The 20,238-nt window shown below is 60.7% G+C and carries 20 protein-coding genes; 8 read left to right on the top strand and 12 right to left on the bottom strand.

The window, feature by feature from the left end; genetic code table 11:
- Positions 1-8 precede the first annotated feature (8 nt).
- The 4 genes from ACXYMP_RS03090 to ACXYMP_RS03075 are packed head-to-tail and all read left to right on the top strand — an operon-like array spanning position 9 to position 3,131.
- The gene (locus tag ACXYMP_RS03090; RefSeq protein WP_248364872.1) at positions 9-659 is read left to right on the top strand and encodes a histidine phosphatase family protein; all 651 of its coding nucleotides are present in this window, start codon (positions 9-11) and stop codon (positions 657-659) included.
- Between the two features lie 12 nt (positions 660-671).
- Positions 672-1,727, top strand: a complete 1,056-nt coding sequence (locus ACXYMP_RS03085; protein ID WP_458904277.1) for a saccharopine dehydrogenase — start codon at positions 672-674, stop codon at positions 1,725-1,727.
- Between the two features lie 10 nt (positions 1,728-1,737).
- A complete protein-coding gene (locus tag ACXYMP_RS03080; protein ID WP_458905310.1) occupies positions 1,738-1,977 on the top strand; it encodes a SemiSWEET family sugar transporter in 240 nt (79 codons plus the stop codon).
- Positions 1,978-1,991: 14 nt separating this feature from the next.
- The gene (locus tag ACXYMP_RS03075; RefSeq protein ID WP_458904275.1) at positions 1,992-3,131 is read left to right on the top strand and encodes a saccharopine dehydrogenase family protein; all 1,140 of its coding nucleotides are present in this window, start codon (positions 1,992-1,994) and stop codon (positions 3,129-3,131) included.
- Positions 3,132-3,167: 36 nt separating this feature from the next.
- Here ACXYMP_RS03075 and blaOXA read toward each other — a convergent pair whose 3' ends face one another.
- The 10 genes from blaOXA to ACXYMP_RS03025 form a co-directional block, all read right to left on the bottom strand.
- Complete coding sequence (gene blaOXA, locus ACXYMP_RS03070) at positions 3,168-3,956, bottom strand: class D beta-lactamase (RefSeq protein WP_458904273.1); 789 nt, start codon at positions 3,954-3,956, stop codon at positions 3,168-3,170.
- Positions 3,957-4,065: 109 nt separating this feature from the next.
- Positions 4,066-5,295 (bottom strand): DNA recombination protein RmuC, encoded by a 1,230-nt coding sequence (locus ACXYMP_RS03065; RefSeq protein WP_458904270.1) that lies wholly within the window; start codon positions 5,293-5,295, stop codon positions 4,066-4,068.
- Positions 5,292-7,157 carry a DNA mismatch repair endonuclease MutL gene (gene mutL / locus ACXYMP_RS03060; RefSeq protein WP_458904268.1) on the bottom strand — a complete coding sequence of 622 codons (1,866 nt, stop codon included), beginning with the start codon at positions 7,155-7,157 and terminating at the stop codon, positions 5,292-5,294. Before mutL ends, ACXYMP_RS03065 begins: the two co-directional genes overlap by 4 nt.
- 69 nt (positions 7,158-7,226) lie before the next feature.
- On the bottom strand, positions 7,227-8,537 hold the full coding sequence (locus tag ACXYMP_RS03055; protein ID WP_458904266.1) for a M16 family metallopeptidase: 1,311 nt from the start codon (positions 8,535-8,537) through the stop codon (positions 7,227-7,229).
- Positions 8,537-9,871: a M16 family metallopeptidase gene (locus ACXYMP_RS03050; protein WP_458904264.1), complete on the bottom strand. Its 1,335-nt coding sequence runs from the start codon at positions 9,869-9,871 to the stop codon at positions 8,537-8,539. The genes ACXYMP_RS03055 and ACXYMP_RS03050 overlap by 1 nt, the downstream gene beginning before the upstream one ends.
- A gap of 134 nt (positions 9,872-10,005) precedes the next feature.
- The gene (locus ACXYMP_RS03045; protein ID WP_298567447.1) at positions 10,006-10,533 is read right to left on the bottom strand and encodes a DUF3035 domain-containing protein; all 528 of its coding nucleotides are present in this window, start codon (positions 10,531-10,533) and stop codon (positions 10,006-10,008) included.
- 53 nt (positions 10,534-10,586) lie between these two features.
- Entirely contained in the window at positions 10,587-11,057 is a 471-nt protein-coding gene (gene lspA / locus ACXYMP_RS03040; protein WP_298567444.1) for a signal peptidase II, read from the bottom strand.
- Positions 11,058-11,064: 7 nt separating this feature from the next.
- Positions 11,065-12,654, bottom strand: coding sequence for a bifunctional phosphoribosylaminoimidazolecarboxamide formyltransferase/IMP cyclohydrolase (gene purH, locus ACXYMP_RS03035; protein WP_298567441.1), 1,590 nt, complete (start codon positions 12,652-12,654; stop codon positions 11,065-11,067).
- Positions 12,655-12,676: 22 nt separating this feature from the next.
- The gene (locus ACXYMP_RS03030) at positions 12,677-14,425 is read right to left on the bottom strand and encodes a heparinase II/III family protein (RefSeq protein WP_458905308.1); all 1,749 of its coding nucleotides are present in this window, start codon (positions 14,423-14,425) and stop codon (positions 12,677-12,679) included.
- Positions 14,426-14,546: 121 nt separating this feature from the next.
- A complete protein-coding gene (locus ACXYMP_RS03025) occupies positions 14,547-15,806 on the bottom strand; it encodes an RsmB/NOP family class I SAM-dependent RNA methyltransferase (RefSeq protein WP_458904261.1) in 1,260 nt (419 codons plus the stop codon).
- A 69-nt stretch (positions 15,807-15,875) separates the two neighbouring features.
- Here ACXYMP_RS03025 and ACXYMP_RS03020 point away from each other — a divergent pair, with 69 nt between their 5' ends.
- Positions 15,876-16,079, top strand: a complete 204-nt coding sequence (locus ACXYMP_RS03020) for a DUF1674 domain-containing protein (protein ID WP_458904259.1) — start codon at positions 15,876-15,878, stop codon at positions 16,077-16,079.
- Positions 16,080-16,099: 20 nt separating this feature from the next.
- Here ACXYMP_RS03020 and dapB read toward each other — a convergent pair whose 3' ends face one another.
- Complete coding sequence (dapB, locus tag ACXYMP_RS03015) at positions 16,100-16,909, bottom strand: 4-hydroxy-tetrahydrodipicolinate reductase (RefSeq protein ID WP_458904257.1); 810 nt, start codon at positions 16,907-16,909, stop codon at positions 16,100-16,102.
- Positions 16,910-17,003: 94 nt separating this feature from the next.
- Here dapB and rbfA point away from each other — a divergent pair, with 94 nt between their 5' ends.
- Positions 17,004-17,435 (top strand): 30S ribosome-binding factor RbfA, encoded by a 432-nt coding sequence (rbfA, locus tag ACXYMP_RS03010; RefSeq protein ID WP_458904255.1) that lies wholly within the window; start codon positions 17,004-17,006, stop codon positions 17,433-17,435.
- Positions 17,435-18,340 (top strand): tRNA pseudouridine(55) synthase TruB, encoded by a 906-nt coding sequence (truB, locus tag ACXYMP_RS03005; protein ID WP_458904253.1) that lies wholly within the window; start codon positions 17,435-17,437, stop codon positions 18,338-18,340. Before rbfA ends, truB begins: the two co-directional genes overlap by 1 nt.
- Here the strand turns inward: truB and deoA are convergent.
- Entirely contained in the window at positions 18,330-19,637 is a 1,308-nt protein-coding gene (gene deoA, locus ACXYMP_RS03000; protein ID WP_458904251.1) for a thymidine phosphorylase, read from the bottom strand. The two genes, truB and deoA, sit on opposite strands and share 11 nt — an antisense overlap.
- Before the next feature lie 93 nt (positions 19,638-19,730).
- Between deoA and ACXYMP_RS02995 the strand changes: the two genes are divergently transcribed.
- On the top strand, positions 19,731-20,237 hold the full coding sequence (locus tag ACXYMP_RS02995) for a DUF1643 domain-containing protein (RefSeq protein ID WP_458904249.1): 507 nt from the start codon (positions 19,731-19,733) through the stop codon (positions 20,235-20,237).
- Position 20,238: the final 1 nt, after the last annotated feature.

The raw sequence follows: 20,238 nt of genomic DNA, 5'->3' as shown, positions 1-20,238 counted from the left end.
GAGACCCCATGACCACGATTACGCTAATCCGCCACGGCCAGGCCAACAACACCGCAACGGATGAGACTGGCTATGACCGCCTGTCCGATCTGGGCCGCCAGCAGTCGCGTTGGCTGGGCGACTACATGCGCGACACCGGGCAGCGTTACAGCAAGGCCTATACCGGCACGCTGACACGGCACCGCCAAACCGCGCAGGAATGGGGGGCTGACGAATTCACACAGGACGCCCGGCTGGACGAAGTGCGCTATTTCGATCTGTCCGAACGGATGCACACGCAGTTTGGCATTCCGCATCCCCGCACCCATGAAGATTTCGTCGACCACCTGCCACTGACCTTTTCGGCATGGCAGGAAGGCAAGATCGACAATGCGCCCGAGACCTTCCACGACTTTCAAACGCGCGTCAGCGACGTGATCCACGACATCGCTGAACGCGGCGAGGATGCGATCATTTTCACCTCGGGCGGGTTTATTGGCATGGCAACGCGGGTGGTCATGGGGCTTGATATTGGCCCGTTCACCCGCACGATCCTGCCCATTATGAACAGTTCAGTCCACCGGATGCGACTAACACCTGCGGGGCTAAGCCTGATCCAATTCAACGCCGTGCCGCATCTGGAACCCACCGACCGCCACCACGCGCAGACGCATTTTTAAGGAGCTTCGTCCATGACACATCTTTGGGTTCGCGCCGAACAGCGCCTTAACGAAGATCGCGTGGGGCTGACGCCTGACGGTGCGAAGGCGCTGATTGATGCGGGTCTGCACGTGACGGTCGAAGAAAGCGGCGCGCGGGCCATCGGCATTGACGGCTATCGTGATGCGGGTTGTGAGATTGCACCGGAAAACAGCTGGCCCAACGCGCCGAAAGACGCCTTCATCTTCGGCCTCAAAGAACTGCCAGAAGACGGCACCCCCCTGCCGCATCGCCACATCATGTTCGGTCACGCCTTCAAGGGCCAGCACTCTGGCCGTTCGTTGCTGGAGCGGTTCAAGGCAGGGGGTGGCACGCTTTATGATCTGGAATATCTGGTGGATGAAACCGGACGCCGTGTGGCGGCATTTGGCTATTGGGCTGGGTTTGCAGGCGCGGCAGTGACGTTGAAGGCGTGGGCCGCGCAACAGCACGGAAAGCTGTGTGGTCCGGTCGGGGCCTACAAGAACAAGGACGCGTTGCTGGACGAGCTTCGCTCCGAACTCGACGCAACCAACACCCCGCGCCCGGCCGCCATTGTGATCGGCGCCCTTGGCCGCGTCGGAACAGGCGCGTCTGACCTGATGGAAGCGATGGGCGTCACCGTCACCAAATGGGACATGGCCGAAACCGCCAGTGGCGGACCCTTCCCCGAAATCCTCGACCACAACCTGTTTATCAATTGCATCCTCGCCGGGCCACAAACCCCCGTGTTCGTGCCGCGCGACGCGCTGTCGGCAGGCCGCAAACTGACAGCCATCGGCGATGTGGCTTGCGACCCGGACAGCGACTACAACCCTGTGCCGGTCTATGACAAAGCCACCAGTTGGGACGCCCCGGCCCTGCGCGTGGCGCAAGATCCGGTGTTGGATGTGATGGCAATCGACAACCTGCCGTCTATGCTGCCCTTGGAAAGCTCCATCGACTACGCCGGACAACTTCTGCCATCGCTTCTGACCCTGACTGATCTGACCACGGGCGTCTGGCGCCGGGCCGAGGCGACGTTCCGCACCCACATGAAGGACATCTGATTTGGAAACCGTGATCGGCAGTACCGCCGGCGTCATCAGCACCATTTGCTGGCTGCCCCAAACCATTCGGGCATGGCGCACGCGACACACAGCGGACTTGTCGCTGCCAACAAATGTGATGGTCTTCGCCTCGATCGCGTTGTGGCTGGTCTATGGCCTGATGCTCGACGCGTGGCCTATGGTCATCGCCAACGCAATTGCCTTGGTGATGGTGGGGTCCATCATCACCGCCAAACTGAAATTCGGCTGAAAGGACGCCCTGATATGACAATCCATTGGTGTGGCACCGGCCTGTCGGCCATCCCCGGCCTGCGTCGCCTGCTAAAGTCCGGCCGCAACGTCGTTGTCTGGAACCGGACCGTCGACAAGGCGCGCGAAGCCGTTGGCGATCTGACCGACAAAATACGCCCCTTCGATCTGGACGCCGTAACCGCGGCCCTTGCCCCCGGCGATATCGCGGTGTCGATGCTGCCCCGCGATCTGCACGTCCCCCTGGCCAAGCGCTGCCTGCAGAAAGGCGCGCATTTCGTGTCCTCCAGCTATATCTCGCCCGAGATGCGCGCGCTGGACGAAGACTTCCGCGACGCTGGTCTTGCCTGCGTGAACGAGATCGGGCTGGACCCCGGCATCGACCACCTGATGGCCCACTGGCTTGTCGCCGATTATCGCGCGTCAGATGCCTTTGATCCGGACAACACGCTGAGTTTCATCAGCTATTGCGGCGGCGTGCCGAAAATCCCGAACCCGTTTCGCTATAAATTCAGCTGGTCGCCGCTGGGTGTGCTGAAAGCGCTGCGCTCGCCCTCGCGTTCGATCAAGGACGGCAAACCGCTGGACGTCGCGCGCCCTTGGGACGCAATCTCGTCCTATGACGCGCCGTTGCAGCAGGTCGAAAGCTTCGAGGTCTATCCCAACCGCGATTCAATCCCGTTCATGGAGGATTACAAGTTCGACCCCGAATGGAACGTCGACACCTTCGTGCGCGGCACCCTGCGCCTGAATGGCTGGACCGAGGCGTGGAAAGACGTGTTTGCCGAGGTCGAGACGCTGGAAGGCCCAGAAGGCGACGCGCGGCTGAAGGAAATGTCCGACCAGTTCTGGGACGAGAATTCCTATGACGAGGGCGAGCCTGACCGCGTGATCATGTGCGTAGCATTGAAGGCGGAAAAGGACGGTGCCGAGGTCTATCACAAGACCTATGTCATGGACGCATGGGGCGACGACCGCGGCACCGCCATGGCGCGGCTTGTGTCCACGCCCGTGTCACTGGCCGTCGAGATGATCCGAGACGGCAAAGCCCCCGCGGGCGTGTCAGCGGCGACAGATGATCCCAAGATGATCGAGGCCTGGATGGGGCACGTGAAGGAACTGGCCCAGCATGTTGAGGTGGTGGAGCATGGTTGAGAAGGGGAATGTCTGCTGTGCGGGACCGTGTTGCCGTCAATCGACTAACCCGGACCAATCCACCAAGAAAGCATCCCGCGCCAGATTACCGGGTGACATCCCTGTCCGCTCGCTTGCTTGGGTCAACCTGACAAAGACCAATGTTCTATCTTCTTCTCGCGCCCACCCCACGAACCAGCCCCACCCGCGCGCGTAATCAAAACTGCGATCCGCGCGTCGGGGGTAGGCCGCGCCGGTCTTGCCATAAATTAGCCAGTTGCCGATCTGCCAACTCTGCATGATCCCGCGCGCATTTTGCATGGCCTGCGATGAAACGGGCAACTCATCTAACACTAGCCCACATAAGAAGGCAGCCTGCTCAAAAGGAGATATCTGAAGGGACGACGCGATCCACGCGCGATCAAGTCCGTTGTCAAAGCCAGGATCGCCAGAAAAATCAGCGTTTCCATAGCCAAAGGCCAGCGCATGTCGGGTCAAAGCCTGTTGACCCATCGCATGGGTGATCCGCTGGGAATACCAAAGAACCGAAAAGCGCATCCAGTCTTCTGGATCGGTGTCTCTCGTCCAATTGGTTCCGCCCCAATCGGGATCGCCCGCCTGAAATGCCATGACCGGGTCATGTGCATCCGTCAGCACGCCTGCATCATATGCCATGACTGCCAACGGCACCTTGAAGGTTGATGCAGGCGTGACGCGGGACCGGCAGTCGCCGTCTTCCACCAGCACATCCGCTGTTGAAGCATCAAGTATTAGGGTGCAAATCGTGTCCGCTCTGGCGGGGAATGAAAGGATTGTCGCGGTAATCAAGGCTACCAAAATACGCAAATCAACTTTCCTCCGCTTCGCGATTTCGCTCTCGATCTATCGGCAATGCCGATCATAGTGAATTGGTATTTTTGGGCTCGATGTCGGCTTTCAACGCCTCCACGACCCCCTACCCCTTCCCAATCGGCACCACATTCTCGGCCCCATCGGACAACTCTTCAAAGTCAAAGTTATCCAACCGCGCGGCGCGTTTGCCCGCACGCTCTGCCGCCGTCGAGATCCCCTCGACATCCCGGCGCGCCTGATCGAAATGCAGCTCCAATTTGCCCGCACGTTCGACCACCAGCTCCACGTCGCGGTGGAGGTTCTTCAGCATCTTGCGGATCTCGCCCGCCTGTTCGCGCATTCGGGCATCTTTCAGGATCGCCCGCATCGTGTTCAGGGTCGCCATGCACGTCGTGGGGGACACGATCCAGACACGCGCTGCGAACCCTTCACGGACCAGTTCGGGGAAGTTGGCGTGTAGCTCGGCATAAACGGCCTCGGACGGCAGGAACATCAGGGCGCCGTCTGCGGTTTCGCCTTCGATGATGTATTTGTCGGAGATCGCTTTGATGTGCGCCTTCACCGCGACCTTCATCGCTTTGGCGGCCTCGTTCAACTCGTATTGAGTGTCGGCTTTGCGCAGCGCCTCATACGCCTCCAGCGGGAACTTCGAGTCGATCACGATCGGTCCCGGCGGGTTGGGCAGGTGGATCAGGCAATCGGCGCGTTTTCCGTTGGACAGGGTCTGTTGCAGGTCATAGCTGTCTTTGGGCAGCGCCTTGGACACGATGTCGTGCAACTGTATCTCGCCAAACGCGCCGCGGGTCTGCTTGTTTGACAGGATGTCCTGAAGGCTTAACACATCGCCCGACAGCCGCGTGATGTTGTCCTGCGCCTTGTCGATCACCGCAAGGCGTTCCTGCAACTGGGTCAGGCTTTGGGTGGTTTTCACCGTGTTGCCCTGAAGGTTCTCTTTCATCCGTTCCTGCAGCTCGGACATAGAGCGCGCGGCTTTCATCGCGTTCTCATGCAGCCGGTCGTTCATCTGCTGCTGCACATGGGCCAGACGCGTTTCCATCGCCTGCAACACCTGCGCTTGGCCCGTGGACTGAGCATCCGATACCGTGCGCAACCCGCCCGACAGCTGATCCTGCCCCGCGCCCAGCACCTGCACTGCCTGACCAAGACCGCCCATATCGCGGGCAAGGTCTTGGGCCACGCGTGCCGATTGCCCCGCCCGGCGCACCACGACGATAAGCAGGACGAACATCAACACGGCCAGCACTGCCGCGCCGATCACCAGAAGGGTTAACGGGTCCGCGAGGTTGTAGGTTGTATCACCAATCTGGATCATGTGCGGCCAAACAGCCTTTCGATATCTGCAAGTTTCAGTTCCACATAGGTGGGGCGGCCATGGTTGCACTGGCCGGAATGGGGCGTCGCCTCCATCTCGCGCAGCAGGGCGTTCATTTCTTCCGGGCGCATCCAGCGGCCCGACCGGATCGAGCCATGGCAGGCGACCCGCGACAACACGGCCTCGACTTTGGCTTGGACCTTGTTGCTGTCGCCCAGATCAGCCAGTTCGTCCAGCACGTCCTTGATCATTTCTGTGGCGTTTATTTCACCCAGAATGGCTGGGGTTTCGCGCACGGCGATGGCGTCACCGCCGAAGGATTCAATGACAAGCCCCATATCGGCTAGAGCGTCGGACACTTCCAACAGGCGTGCGACGTCACCGGAGGACAGTTCAACAATTTCAGGGATCAGAAGCGCCTGACGCGCGACGCCATTTTCGGCCATCTGGCGCTTGAGTTTCTCATAAACTAACCGTTCGTGGGCCGCGTGCTGATCAACGATCACCATGCCGGTTTCGGTCTGTGCGATGATGTAGTTCTCGTGCACCTGCGCGCGGGCAGCGCCAAGGGGCAGTGCCTCTTGCGGGGCTTCGTTATCCGGCTCGACCACCGGATCGAACCGGGCGGAGGGCGTGGACATCTCCGCAAAGCCCGGCATGTCAGAGCCGGGGGCTTGCGTAGCATAAGCCTGCCGTATCGCGCCCGCGACGGGGCGGTCCATTTGATAAACGCGCGGGCCGGCTGGCTCAGGGCGCATCGCGCCCAAAGTCGCCCCCGCGACAGTCGTTGACGCACGATGCCCCGCGTTTGCCAGCGCATGGCGAAGGCCGGATACGATCAAGCCACGCGCGATACCGGGTTCGCGAAACCGCACCTCGGATTTTGCCGGGTGCACGTTCACGTCCACCAGATGCGGGTCGCAGGATACGAACAGCGCCGCCGCCGGATGCCGGTCACGGCTGAGGAAATCGAAATAGGCCGCGCGCAATGCGCCGGTCAGCAGCTTGTCCTTTACCGGGCGGCCATTGACGAACAGGAACTGCGCCACCGCCGCCCCACGCGAATAGGTTGGAAGCGCTGCAAACCCCGTCAGGCGCAACCCGTCGCGTTCGGCATCAATCTGGATCGCATTATCCAAAAAATCGCGCCCAAGGATCGACCCAAGTCGCCCGCCCAGCGCATCGAACATATCGCCGGTTTCGGGGTCGGCGCGGAAGGTCACGCGCCCCTCACCGCCCCCCGACACATCGCGCAGGGTGAAGCCCACATGCGGTTCAGCCATCGCAAGGCGCTTGATCACATCGGTGATCGCCTGCGCCTCGGCCCTATCGGTGCGCATGAATTTCAGCCGCGCGGGTGTTGCATAGAACAGGTCGCGCAGCTCGACCACCGTGCCACCCGACAATGCGGCGGGTTTGACCGCACTTGTTTCGCCCCCTGCCACCCGGATCGTGGCAGCATCAAACCCATCGGCCCGCGAAATGATGGTCAATCGACCAACCGACCCGAGCGACGGCAATGCCTCGCCCCGGAAGCCGAAGGTGTGAATGTCCAGAAGGTCCGAGCCGTCGATCTTCGACGTCGCATGGCGTGACAGCGCCAGCGGCAAATCCTCGGGCGCAATACCGCAACCATCATCCGTGACGCGGATCAGTGTCTTGCCGCCATCGGCATAGGCTACCTCGACCCGCGACGCGCCGGCGTCCAGCGCGTTCTCAACCAGTTCTTTCACAGCGGATGCGGGGCGTTCCACAACCTCACCGGCCGCAATCCGGTTGATTGCGGCGTCATCCAACTGTCGGATCATCGGGCGGCGATCAGAGACGCGCGCCGGGCTTATATGGGGGTTATCCTCGGGCATACCACAAAACCTAGCATATCTCGCGCCGATTCGACCATTGCGAATTCATGTCTTCACTTGGCCGTTAGGTCAGTTTGCAACGACCCCTTCGGGCTGTCCCACCACCACGAAATGCAGCGCGTCCGGGTCATAGAGACGCGCCGCCACCCGATTGGCCTCTTCCAATGTCACCGCCATCACCCGATCGTTGCGCGTGGCGATATAATCGACGGGCAGGCCCTCCATCTGCATCGAGACCATGATGTTTGCGATGGTGGCGTTGCCATCGAACCGCAACGGGTATGACCCGGTCAGATAGGTTTGCGCGGCTGTCAGTTCGTCTTGCGTGATGCCGTCTTCGGCGATCTTTTTCCATTCGGCGCGCACGACCTCTATCGCCTCGCCCATCGACCCGTTCTGGCTGGAAAAATGGCCCATTATGGTTTCCGACAGATCGGCAGGGATCAGGTAGCTGCCGATACCATATGTCAGGCCACGCGCCTCTCGCACCTCTTCCATGAGGCGTGAGTTTGACCCCAGCCCGCCCAATATTTCGTTCACCACATAGGCGGCAAAGAAGTCAGGATCCTCGCGGGCGATACCGATCTGGCCAAAACGGGCGACTGACTGAGGGGTGTCAAACGGCACCACGGTCGTGCCACCGGCCAAAGCAAAATCAGCGCGTTCCGGAAAAGGAGCGCCAGTTGCCGGCAGGCCATCAAACAGCGCCTCAAGCAGCGCCGAAAGGTCGGTCGCAGTGATATCACCGACGGCTGCCACATAGATGCGGTCCATGGCAATCGTGTCAGCCAGCGCCGCCATCAGATCGTCGCGTGTCAGCGCCCCGACACTGTCTTCGGTCCCGGCATCGTAGCTGCCATAGGGGTGGTCACCATAAGCCAGTTTGCTCCAGGTATTGCCGGCAATCGCGTTGGGATCGGTCGCGCGCGACGACAGGTGCGACAAGATTTGCCCGCGCACCCGTTCGATCGCGTCGGCATCAAAACGCGGCTCGGTCAGCGCTGCATGCAAAAGCGCCACCGCATCATCCCGATTTTCAGTTAGAAACTGCGCGGACACTGTTACCGCGTCACCATGGGCGTCGAACCCGAAAGAGGCGGCAAGGCTTTCGCGGGCTTCTGCAAAGCCACGTGCATCCAGATCCGCCGCGCCTTCTTCAAGCAGCCCCATCATCATATTGACGGCCCCGCGGGCGCCCTGACGATCCAACGAGGTGCCGCCACGAAAGCGGATTTCTAGTGCGGTAAACGGCAGGCTGTGTTCTTCAACCAACCAAGCGGTGATCCCGGATGGGGTCGAAACCTCTTGAATGGCGATTTCAGCGCGAACGGGCGCTCCGAAGGCAATCAGGGCGGCAATGCCAAGAACCAGATGTTTCATCACATTTCCTCTCCACCTTCGGGAACCAGCCAGCCGGTGACTGACTTGCGGTCGTCAAACAGCGCCCGTGCTGCGGCCATCACATCATCCGGCGTCACCGCCTGCAACACGTCAGGCCACGCCTGCACATCCTCTATCGTCAGACCAGATGTCAGTGCCTCGCCATACCGTTGTGCCCGCGCCATTGCGTCGTCCTGGGCATAGATCACACCAGCGCGGATCTGAAATTTGATGCGCTCGAACTGAGCTTCATCAATGCCAGCCTCCAAAAAGGCGGAAATCTCGCGGTCAAGTGCGTCTTCGGCATCAGCCAGCGAAACGCCCTTTGCAGGCAACACAACAAGCGTGAAAGTGGTGTCATCCAATGCGACCGGGCTGTATCCCGCCCCGGCATAGACAGCGATCTGTTCGTCGAACTGAAGCGCGCGTCCAAGGACCGATGTGGCCCCACTGCCCCCCAAAATTTCTGCCAGATAGACCAAGGCGGCGGCGTTTTCCTGCGCGCCGGGATCGCGTTCAGGAGCTTGGTAGCGACGCATCAGGAAGGGCTGGCTGACGCGTGGATCTTCATATCTCAGACGCCGTTCGGCGAGTTGCGGTGGCTCGACTAGTCGGGACCGCTCGGCCAAATCGACGGTGGGTTCCAGCGGGCCATAATGCGTTTGAGCCAGCGCGCGAACCTCCTCTGGGGTTACATCGCCCGCAACGACCAGTACGGCATTATTGGGCGCATAAAACCGCTGGTAATAGGCAAGAGCGTCCTCACGCGACAGGTTCACGACCTCATGGCGCCAACCGATCACAGGCGTGCCATAAGGGTGGTTCAGAAACGCAGCGGCGTTCAACTGCTCGCGGAACAAGGCCGATGGCTCGCTATCCGTGCGTTGCGCGCGTTCCTCCAAAATTACATCGCGTTCGGTGGCGATATCATCTTCTGACAGGCGCAGATTTCGCATCCGGTCAGCTTCCATCTGCATCATCAGCCCCAACCGGTCGGCTGCTACGCGCTGGAAATAGGCGGTATAGTCCTGCGATGTGAACGCGTTGTCAGACCCCCCGTTTTCTGCCACGACTCTGCTGAATTCGCCCGCTTCTATGTTGTCGGTCGCTTTGAAAAGCAGGTGCTCCAGAAAATGGGCGATACCCGAGACGCCCGGTGTTTCATCCGCGGCCCCGGCCCGATACCAGAGCATCTGAACAACAACCGGCGCGCGGTGGTCTTCGATCACGACAACCTCCAGCCCGTTGTCGAGCGTGAAGTCGCTAACCAACTCTTTCGCGAACGCAGGGCCAACAAGGCCAAGCGCAACGCATGCACCTATCAGGAAACGCATCGATTTCTCCTTACCATTCCCGTCAAAACTACGGGCATCAGCGCGGGCTTCAAGCCCGGGCAACGGATATGTGAACAGGTGGTGACGGGGGTTTAACGCCGTCCAATTCAACAAGCGGCCACTGGCCCCTTCGCTTATTGCGCGACAGCCGGATTGGGCGGTGCGGCCGGAGTCCACAACCCAAGTCTGCGCAACCGTTCCAGTTCGCGATGCTGGTCAAGTTCCATCGCTTCATAGGCGCGGTAATAGACATTCACGTTGAACAAACGCTCTAACACCTTGCCACGATTGTTGCTGCGCCATTCAAGGTCCTCAGCCGCCAATTGGTTGCGAATACCAGCAGCGACACCATAACGGCTGGCGGCGGCAACCAAAGCGCCTTCCCCACCCCGCAGCCCGGTATTGCGAAGTTGCCCGCCCAGTGCGGCAACAGCGTCTTCATGCGGCGTTGGGTCGGTGATGTTCTTCCCACCCGGCGTCGGCGCCGGCAGCGCTTGATAGCTCGGCGGTTCTTGCAGCGGCTTGGTTGGCAGAATCGAAAACTCGTCAGGTCCACCTTGCGTGGACTTGATGTTCATCAGCTTGGGATCGTTGCCAGAACAGGCAGAGACTATGATCGCAGCACAAAGTGCGGTCAACGGCTTGATGAATGTAGTACGCATGTGACGCAAAACCCTCGTTTCCTACCGCTTCTTAGCCCATCTGGAAACGCGCGTCACGGGGTCTTGTGCGAAGACGAGAAGAGAACCAGACCAATGGCGCCTGCAAATACGAAAATGTCAGCAACGTTGAAGGAAAACGGGTTCTGAATGCCGCAACAGGACATGTTCAGAAAATCGACCACCGCCCCGTAATAGATACGATCAAGGACGTTGCCCAGCGCGCCACCAACCAATAGCCCAGCGGATATATGTGCCAGTCGGCCAAGCTTTTCGCGGCGAACCCAGATGACGACCCAAGCCGAGATCACAAAACTAAGCGCCACCAGCACCCAACGCATGGCCGCGCCGTCGGACCCGAACAGGCCGAAATTGATGCCCGTGTTCCACGCCATTTGATAGACCAGATAGGGCGGCCAGACCTGGACCACGCCGACGCGGTCCAGATCAAGCACGTAGAGCGCATGATACTTGCTGCCCTGATCAAGGGCGAAGGCCAAAACGGCAGCTATCAGAATCACACGCATGGCTTGGTCAGTGCCGGAAGTGGCGCATGCCGGTGAACACCATGGCAAGGCCCGCGTCATTGGCGGCGTCGATCACTTCGTTATCGCGCATTGAGCCGCCGGGCTGAATGACGCAAGTTGCGCCCGCTGCAGCGGCTTCCAGAAGGCCGTCGGGGAACGGGAAGAATGCATCCGATGCCACGGCCGAGCCTTTGGCAAGGCTGTCAGCCAATCCCAGTTCGTCCGCCATCCGCTGAGCCTTGGCGGCGGCGACATTCGCGCTGTCCAAGCGGCTCATCTGCCCTGCGCCAACACCCACTGTTGCCCTGTCTTTCACATAGACGATCGCGTTGGATTTGACGTGTTTTCCGACCTTCCAGGCAAACAGCAAATCGCGCATCTGCTCTTCGGTCGGCGCTTTTTCGGTCACAACCTTCAGGTCATCCATGCCGACATAGCCCACGTCCTTGTCCTGCACCAGAAGACCGCCGGAAACCTGCTTATAAGCGGTCATCGGCGCGCGGGGATCGGGCAGACTATCCGTCAGAAGAAGGCGCAGGTTTTTCTTGGCGGCAAAAATCTCGCGCGCTTCATCAGACGCGCCGGGGGCAATCACGACCTCGGTGAAAATCTCGGTGATCTTGGTGGCGGTTTCCGCGTCCAGCGGCTGGTTTAGCGCAACAATCCCGCCAAAGGCCGAGGTGCGGTCGCAGTCGAACGCCTTCTGATACGCCTCGGCCAGTGTCGCGCCTTGGGCCACACCACAGGGGTTCGCGTGTTTGATTATCGCCACGGCGGGGCTGTCTGCCGGGTCAAACTCCGCCACCAGTTCAAACGCGGCGTCGGTGTCGTTGATGTTGTTGTAGCTGAGTTCCTTGCCCTGCAACTGCTGGGCCGTCGCCACACCGGGACGGTTTGAGCCATCAGTGTAGAATGCGGCCTGTTGGTGGCTGTTTTCGCCATAGCGAAGCGTCTGTTTCCACTGGCCCGCAAAGGCGCGCCGATGAGGCGCTTTCAGTTCAAGTGCATCTGCCATCCAGTTCGAAACAGCAGCGTCATAGGCCGCCGTGCGCGCATAGGCTTTCTGTGCCAGTTTCTTGCGGAATTTCGGGCAGGTCGACCCACCATGCTGGTCCAGATCCCCCAGAAGCTTGGGGTAATCTTCAACATCCACCACGACGCTCACAAACGCGTGGTTCTTGGCCGCAGCGCGAATCATCGCGGGGCCGCCAATGTCGATATTCTCGATGCAGGTGTCATAGTCGGCGCCCGAGGCAACGGTTGTCTCGAACGGGTAAAGGTTCACGACCAGCAGGTCGATGGCCCAGATGCCGTGTTCTTCCATCGATGCAAGGTGTTCGTCATTGTCGCGCAGGGCCAAAAGGCCGCCATGCACCATGGGATGCAGGGTTTTAACGCGACCATCCATCATCTCGGGAAAGTCTGTAACATCAGCCACGTCCTTCACGGCCACACCTGCTTCGCGAAGGGCTTTGGCCGACCCACCAGTCGACAGGATTTCAATCCCGCGCTCTTCCAGCGCTTTACCCAGATCAATCAGGCCGGTCTTGTCGGATACGGAAATCAGCGCGCGGCGCACGGGATGAAGGTCGGTCATGGCTCATTGGCCCCCTTGGCGTTTAACTTGGCAGCTCCGCCGCGTCGCCGCCTTCAAGGTCACGCAAAACCGAGGGGGTTTCCTGCGCCTTAGCCAGCGTCCAGCGGATGCGTGTCGCATAATCCATTGCGACGCCAGATAGAACCACTTGTTTTGTTTTCCGCGGCTTCAAACGCGTCTTTTCTAAGTAAACGCTGCTTTCCAGCGCCAATTCGCCGCGGCCGTCGAAGCGAAACACCCATATTTCGCCGGACCGAAGCGCCATCGACACGGCCGTTCCACCCAGATCAAGCGCCGCATCGACATCGGGGTGCAGATGGAATCGCACCGTGAAGGGGATGCCCTGAAGCGACACCTGATCCATGGCGCGGTCAAATCTGGCTTGATCGCTGTCGCTTACGGCAACCAACGTATCCTCGCCTGATACGTCGCGCCCGTCGGTGGTCAGTTCAATTCGGCGCATATGGGTCAATCCATGGCTTGGGGTATAGCCATCATGTGCCGCGACCACCCCGGTGGCGTTCTGTTCCACGACTTTCTGAAGGTGAACCTTCTGCGGCGTTGCGGTCAGAAAAATCTTCTCGCCCGCGCCAAAGTGCTTCGACGCCCCCAAACGTGACGACGACACGCCGGCAAGCCCCAAGACGGAATGCGAAGGCGTCGCCCGCCCAGCCTTGCGCCATTCTGCGCCGAAATGAGCGCCAGAGCCGCAGTTCACGACCAATGGCCGCCGCCCCGATGTTAGCTCAAACGCCAGTGTCGAGGCATGTGCATTAGCAGAAGCCGCACCGCGCGGTGGGCGTGCCGTGTCGATGATCAAGCTCGTGCGACCTGCGCCTAAGCGCGTATAGCCCATCGAAAGACCCGCATTTGCCGCCGCCCGGACACCGGACGTGGCCAGTGCGTGATCCAGCCGACCTTCCAGTCCGCGCCCACCACCGTGGAAACGGGCCAACCCACCATCCGCGTGGCGCAAAGTGCGCAAGGTCGGGGCGATGCGTTCAATGGCCGCGATATGCGCGCCAGCCGCTTGCCGACCACTTTCCGAGAGAGCCATGGCCGCCCAGTTGAGCAATGTGAAGACATCCAGCAGCTCTTCTGGATTGCGCGTGGGAATGCCACCTTCCGCATCAATCTGATCGGCACATTCCCGCGCAAGCGCCTTCACCGCCGGGTCCACACGGGCCTCCATCCCCTCAAGGCTGAGCCCTGCATAGATCAACCCGGTCAGCGCTTCGAACCGGGGCAAACCGGGGGTGGCTGCCTGCCAGCGACGTGACAAAAAGATGGTCTGCTGCCCCAAGGACCGAAAGAAGGCATAGCTCTGATCCGAGTTCATGCCTGCGATTAGGAAAATGGCGTGGTTGATCCAGCGGATCAGCCGGCGGCCCGTCAGGTCGGGCGTCCACCCGTCACCGCCCCCCCGGCCAAACAAATCGATCCATTCCAACATCCAGGCTTGCGCCCGCTTACGCGCATCCCCGTCGCCAACGCTGGCAAGATCATCAAGCCAAACAAATCCTTGAATTTCTTCGGCAAATTCCTGACTGGGTGGCGTTGCTGCCCAGATGCTTTGATCAGGCGCATTGATCAGATGCCCCGCAAACAAAAAGTTCCCGGCAATCAGCTGCTTACCACGTGCAAAGGCCCCAATGGTGCGCGGCTCTGGTTGCGATACAAATCCCGTAGCCGACCGCGCACGCGCGGCAAGCTTCGCGTGACAGCGGTTCGCAAATCGGGTTCTGAACCCAGGGAAGCCATCTTGATGCACCACGGGGGAGCCTCGCCTCAAATCATTCAACATGGTTGAACTGGTCGACCCCTCTTTGGGGGCATTGGCGAAAGCATACAGACCCGTTTCACGAGAGTCATCGGAGAATTGCCGGTGCCCCTCAGCCTTTGCGCAGTGCCGTGATGAAGAAGCCGTCCATACCACCCAGATCGGCCCAATGGCTGGGCATGATACGCAGCCCCTCGGGGCCAATCCAGTCAGGGTCTACACCCGGAAGGCGCAGCGCATCCAGATCAAGTTGCACATCTGGGTGACGGCCCAACGCATCGCGCACCTGCTCTTCGCCCTCGTCGATCAGCAGGCTACAGGTGCAAAAGACCAGACGTCCGCCGGGTTTCAAAAGGCCCAGCGCGCGGTCGATCATGTATTCCTGCAACTCAAACAGGCCGGGAAAGTCGCTGCCATCCTTGGCGTGGGGTAGATCGGGGTGCCTGCGGATCGTTCCGGTCGCAGTGCAGGGGGCGTCCAGCAGGATTGCGTCAAACTGAGGCTCGTCAAATTCCAGCGCGTCGCCAACGACCAACGTCGCCTCTAGCCCGGTGCGTGCAAGGTTTTCAGCCACGCGCTTCATCCGCACATCGGACACGTCCAGCGCCGTCACATCCGCCCCGGTCGCCGCAAGCTGCATGGTCTTGCCACCCGGTGCGGCGCACAGATCCAGCACGCGGTCGCCCGCCTTGGGCGCAAGCACCTTCGCCGGCAACGCCGCCGATGCATCCTGCACCCACCAATCGCCCGCCTCATACCCGTCCAGCCCGGTCACTTGCCCGGCGTCTTGCAGGCGCACCGAACCCGTCGGCAGCAACGTCCCGCCAAGCCGCTTGGCCAGTTCGGCCGCATCGGTTTTCGCGGTCAGATCAAGCGGCGGGGCGAGCGCCTGAACGGCCTCGATCGCCTCAACCTGCGCCTTGCCATAATCGGCAATCAGCGGTTTGCGCAGCCATTTTGGCAGGCGCGGGACCGGCAAGCTGTCCCATTTGCCCGCCTCGTCCGCGACCTTGCGCAGAACGGCGTTAACCAGACCAGATAGCCGCTCGGTTTCGCGCGTTGCTCGGGTCGCGGCCACAAGCGAGTTCACCACGCCATGTGCCGCGCCACCGGTGCAAATCTCTGCCACACCCAGCCGCAAGACATTCAGCACGCGCGCAGGCGGGCGCTTTTTCAAATGCGGCCCCAACATGCGATCTGACCTGTCCATGTTGCGAAGCGCGAGAAGGGTCAGGCGTTGGGCGCGGGCGCGGTCTTCGGGGGCAACTTTGGCCAGCCGTTTCGGCAATGCTTCGGACAGCAAGCGATGCTCGTCCAGCACGTCCCCCAACAAATCCACCGCGATATGTCGCGGGTCCACGGCGTTGCTCATCGGCACCCCTTTGCGTTTCATCTGCGCGCGACCTATATCATGGCACAGAAAGCCACAAGGATCAGGCCCATGTCCGACACGCCATCAAAGCCCCAGACCGAGCAGCGCGACCTGCCGCCCGCCGCCAAGCGCGCCCTGGCCGAAGCCGCGGAACGCCGCAAGAAGGCCGATGCCGAAGCCAAAACTCGCCCGACAGAACTCGGAGGCCGAGACGGGCCTGAGCCGGTCCGCTATGGCGATTGGGAAAAGAAGGGCATCGCGATCGACTTTTGATCGGCCAGCCACCGCTCGGGTTACAGCCCCAACACATCCATCATGTCGTATTCGCCGGGCTTCTTGCCCTGCCCCCAAAGCGCGGCCTTCAAAGCCCCTCGTGCGAAAATCGCACGATCAGTTGCTAGGTGACGCAATACAATACGCTCTCCGGGGGCCGCAAACATCACGTCATGTTCGCCCACAATGTCGCCGCCGCGCACGGCGTGAAATCCGATGTCACCCTTTTTGCGCGCGCCTGTGATGCCGTCACGACCCCGGTCCGAGACCTCGCCCAGATCGACGCCCCGGCCTTCGGCGGCCGCTTCACCCAGCATCAACGCGGTGCCGGACGGGGCATCCACCTTGTGGTGGTGGTGTGCCTCGACAATCTCGATGTCGAAATCCTCGTCCAGCGCCTTGGCCACTTTGCGGGTCAACTGCACCAACAAATTCACACCGAGGCTCATATTGCCCGCGCGCACGATGGTCGAGTGCCGTCCGGCCAGTGTCAGCTTCGCCAAATCATCATCGCTCAGGCCGGTCGTCCCAATTACATGAACGGCCCGTGCTTGTGCGGCGATCTCGGCCATCGCGACGGTTGCGGCGGGCGCGGTGAAATCTATGACCGCCTGCGCCTTCGCCATCGTCTCCAGCGGATCATCGGACACGATGACGCCCAGCGCCTGACCGCCCATGCAGATGCCAACATCTTTGCCGACCCAATCATGCCCCGAACGCTCCAACGCACCAACCAGCCGTGCGCCCTTGTTCGCGTTGATTTCTTGGATCAACATCTGGCCCATCCGGCCCGATGCCCCCATCACAACTATGCCCGGCAAATCGCTCATCTTCGTCTCCTTCGCTTCATCGCTGTCTAGCGCGCTTGCCCTATCTTGGCAAAGCCCTGTTGCGAAGGCGTGCAATCGGGCATAAATGGCCCCTATGGCAAAGAACCGATTTCATGACACAGCCGGCCCAACGCAGCGACAGCTGCGCATCGCCGAGCTGATCCGCCGGACCCTGTCCGAAGCATTGATGCGTGGCGATGTACACGACCCCGACCTTGGGCGCATGTCGATCACAATTGGCGAGGTGCGCGTGACCTCTGACCTCAGCATCGCCACCGTGTTCGCCCTGCCCTTGGGCGGCAAGGATGGTGATCTGGCGATCAAAGCGCTGGCCCGCAACAAAGGTGAGCTGCGTCGTATCTTAGGCAAAGCGTTGAAGATCAAACACACACCGGACCTGCGCTTCATGGTGGACGAGACCTTCGACCAGATGGACCACACCCACCGCCTGCTGTCTCAGGAAGCCGTTCAGCGCGACCTGAAACCCAAAGTCGAAGACGACGAGGACGGGTCGGAGGACACCTGATGGGACGTCGCAAAAAGGGGCGGGACATTCACGGCTGGCTGGTCGTGGACAAGCCCGTCGGTGTCAGTTCGAACGCCGTAGTCAACAAGGTCCGCTGGGCTATGGACGCCAAAAAAGCGGGACATGCAGGCACGCTGGACCCGGAAGCCACCGGCGTTCTGGCCGTGGCGCTGGGTGAGGCCACCAAGACGGTGCCCTACATCACCGATGCGCTGAAAGCCTACGTGTTCACCGTCCGTCTTGGTCAGGCGACCAATACCGATGACACCGAAGGCGAGGTGATCGCCGAAAGCGCTGCGCGCCCGTCGGATGAAGACATTCAAGCTGCATTGGGCCAGTTCACCGGACAGATCATGCAGGTGCCGCCGAAGTTTTCTGCGGTGAAGATCGACGGCGAACGCGCCTATAAACTTGCCCGCGACGGCGAAGATGTCGAAATTGCCGCTCGTCCCCTCTGGGTCGAGGAATTGGTGATGCTGGACCGGCCCGACGCAGATCACGTCACGTTAGAGATGACCTGCGGCAAGGGCGGTTACGTGCGCTCAATCGCGCGTGATCTGGGCGAGGTGTTGGGCTGCCACGGCCATGTCCGCGAGCTGCGCCGCATCTGGTCCGGGCCGTTCGACTGCGACGATGGTGTCAGCCTTGAACTGGTCGAGAAGCTGGCGAAAACAGGTGAGCTGGACGCCTATTTGCGCCCGCTTGAAGAAGGGTTGCAAGATCTGCCCGAGCTTAAGGCAACGGACGAGGGCGCGACCCGTTTGCGCCACGGAAACCCCGGCATGGTGATCGCATCAGACGTAGAATATGGCGACGAGGCATGGGCATCCCACGGCGGTAAGGCTGTTGCCGTCGGTATCTATCGTGCAGGTGAATTGCACCCGTCACGCGTGTTCAATCAATAATATCGCGCACCACCGGCTGCGGCTCAGGCCGGTCGCCAATCGTATAGGCCGCCAATAGCTGAGCCTGCGCCAGATCAGCCGCGTCCTTGCGATCGGCATGGACCACCGCAATCGGGTCACCTTTTTCAACTTGTGTGCCCAGCGGCGCAAGGCGCGTCAGACCAACCGCTGGGTTCACTTTGTCGGACGAGATCCTGCGACCTCCGCCAAGTTCCACCACAGCCAACCCGATATCGCGTGTGTCGATTGCGTTTACAAAACCGGAATGGGGGGCCAAAATATCGCGCTGCAATGCCGCCTCCGGCAAATGTGCCGCATAATTCTCGACGAAATCGGAGGGGCCTCCCAACGCCGTGACCATCTGGCCAAACCGCTCCGCAGCGCGCCCATCTTCCAACGCCGCCATCGCCGTTTCCACTGCTTTCAAGCGGTCGGATTGAAGCCCTGCGGTCACTAACATCTCTCCGCACAAGGCAATGACGACCTCGGCCAGTCGAGTATCGCGGCGCGCGCCAGTCAAAAACTGAACGGCGTTCACGACTTCGACCGCATTACCTGCAGCGTCCGCAAGCGGTTGGTTCATGTCCGTCAAAAGCGCATGACACGGCAAACCCGCCGCGCGTGCAACACCCGTGATCGACACCGCAAGATCGCGGGCCTTGTCGAAATCCGACATGAAGGCCCCATTGCCGAACTTGACGTCCATCACCAGCGATCCCAACCCGGCCGCCAGCTTTTTGGACAGGATCGACGCCGTAATCAGCGGGATGCTTTCGACCGTCGCGGTCACGTCACGGATGCCATAGAAGCGCTTGTCCGCCGGGGCCAGGTGAGACGTCTGACCAATGATGGCGCAGCCAACCTGGTTCACGACCTTCGAGAAAAGGCTATTATCCGGCGTCGCGACATAGCCGGGGATGGACTCCATCTTGTCCAATGTCCCGCCCGTGTGGCCAAGACCACGGCCCGAAATCATCGGCACATAGCACCCGCAAGCTGCGACAATCGGGGCAAGCATCAGGCTGACATTATCGCCAACGCCGCCCGTTGAATGCTTGTCGACCACAGGACCGGGCAGATCAGACCAGTCAAACACGTCCCCGCTGTCGCGCATCGCCAACGTTAGCGCGGCAGCTTCCTGCCGTTCCATTCCGTTCAACAGCACCGCCATTGCAAAGGCGGCAACCTGTGCATCGCTGGCGCTTTCGTCGGATATGCCGCGCACCATCTGGGCGATCTCGTCAGAGTTCAAAACCTGCGCGTCGCGTTTCTTGCGGATGATCTCGGCTATCAGCATGGCATGACCTTTCTGTAAGCTGTCAGTGTCGGCCCTATTGCTCTGCGGCGCAAGCTCTTGCCAAGTCGGCGCGCCGCGTTCAAAAACACGTGCATGATTACGCGAGACTTTCAAAAGGGCGATGCCCATTCCACCGCCATCTATTCGGACTGCGAGAAATACCGCTATCAGTTGACGCGTGTGTGGGATCCAGCGGGCCGCAAAGCGCTGTTCATCATGCTGAACCCATCCACCGCGACCGAAGTTCAGAACGACCCGACGGTAGAACGGTGCGAACGGCGTGCGCGCACTCTGGGGTTCGGGGCGTTTCGGGTGACGAATATTTTTGCCTGGCGCGATACGGACCCACGCAACATGCGGGCCGCTGTCGAGCCTGTCGGAGAAGCAAATGATGCGGCGATTTTAGAGAGTTGCCCCTGGGCGGATCAGGTCATCTGTGGGTGGGGCACGCACGGCGTGCATCTGAACCGCGGCCCTGCGGTTGAAGCGCTTTTGCGCCAAGCAAATCAGCCCGTTTTTCACCTTGGACAGACGAAAGAGGGTCACCCAAAGCATCCACTTTATATCGCATATGCGAAGCAACCAGAGCGATGGTTCTGAT

Source organism: Aliiroseovarius sp. CAU 1755, assembly GCF_054482655.1.
This window is presented reverse-complemented; position numbering and strand designations above follow the sequence as displayed.

Bases quoted from the DNA above. Each gene is read 5' to 3' on its own strand.
- mutL (WP_458904268.1), bottom strand. From the start codon at position 7,157: ATGCCCGAGGATAACCCCCATATAAGCCCGGCGCGCGTCTCTGATCGC.
- truB (WP_458904253.1), top strand. From the start codon at position 17,435: ATGGGACGTCGCAAAAAGGGGCGGGACATTCACGGCTGGCTGGTCGTG.
- ACXYMP_RS03090 (WP_248364872.1), top strand. From the start codon at position 9: ATGACCACGATTACGCTAATCCGCCACGGCCAGGCCAACAACACCGCA.
- rbfA (WP_458904255.1), top strand. From the start codon at position 17,004: ATGGCAAAGAACCGATTTCATGACACAGCCGGCCCAACGCAGCGACAG.
- ACXYMP_RS03055 (WP_458904266.1), bottom strand. From the start codon at position 8,537: ATGAAACATCTGGTTCTTGGCATTGCCGCCCTGATTGCCTTCGGAGCG.
- ACXYMP_RS03085 (WP_458904277.1), top strand. From the start codon at position 672: ATGACACATCTTTGGGTTCGCGCCGAACAGCGCCTTAACGAAGATCGC.
- ACXYMP_RS03075 (WP_458904275.1), top strand. From the start codon at position 1,992: ATGACAATCCATTGGTGTGGCACCGGCCTGTCGGCCATCCCCGGCCTG.
- ACXYMP_RS03045 (WP_298567447.1), bottom strand. From the start codon at position 10,533: ATGCGTACTACATTCATCAAGCCGTTGACCGCACTTTGTGCTGCGATC.
- purH (WP_298567441.1), bottom strand. From the start codon at position 12,654: ATGACCGACCTTCATCCCGTGCGCCGCGCGCTGATTTCCGTATCCGAC.
- ACXYMP_RS03050 (WP_458904264.1), bottom strand. From the start codon at position 9,871: ATGCGTTTCCTGATAGGTGCATGCGTTGCGCTTGGCCTTGTTGGCCCT.
- deoA (WP_458904251.1), bottom strand. From the start codon at position 19,637: ATGCTGATAGCCGAGATCATCCGCAAGAAACGCGACGCGCAGGTTTTG.
- ACXYMP_RS02995 (WP_458904249.1), top strand. From the start codon at position 19,731: ATGATTACGCGAGACTTTCAAAAGGGCGATGCCCATTCCACCGCCATC.
- dapB (WP_458904257.1), bottom strand. From the start codon at position 16,909: ATGAGCGATTTGCCGGGCATAGTTGTGATGGGGGCATCGGGCCGGATG.
- lspA (WP_298567444.1), bottom strand. From the start codon at position 11,057: ATGCGTGTGATTCTGATAGCTGCCGTTTTGGCCTTCGCCCTTGATCAG.
- ACXYMP_RS03020 (WP_458904259.1), top strand. From the start codon at position 15,876: ATGTCCGACACGCCATCAAAGCCCCAGACCGAGCAGCGCGACCTGCCG.
- ACXYMP_RS03065 (WP_458904270.1), bottom strand. From the start codon at position 5,295: ATGATCCAGATTGGTGATACAACCTACAACCTCGCGGACCCGTTAACC.
- ACXYMP_RS03025 (WP_458904261.1), bottom strand. From the start codon at position 15,806: ATGAGCAACGCCGTGGACCCGCGACATATCGCGGTGGATTTGTTGGGG.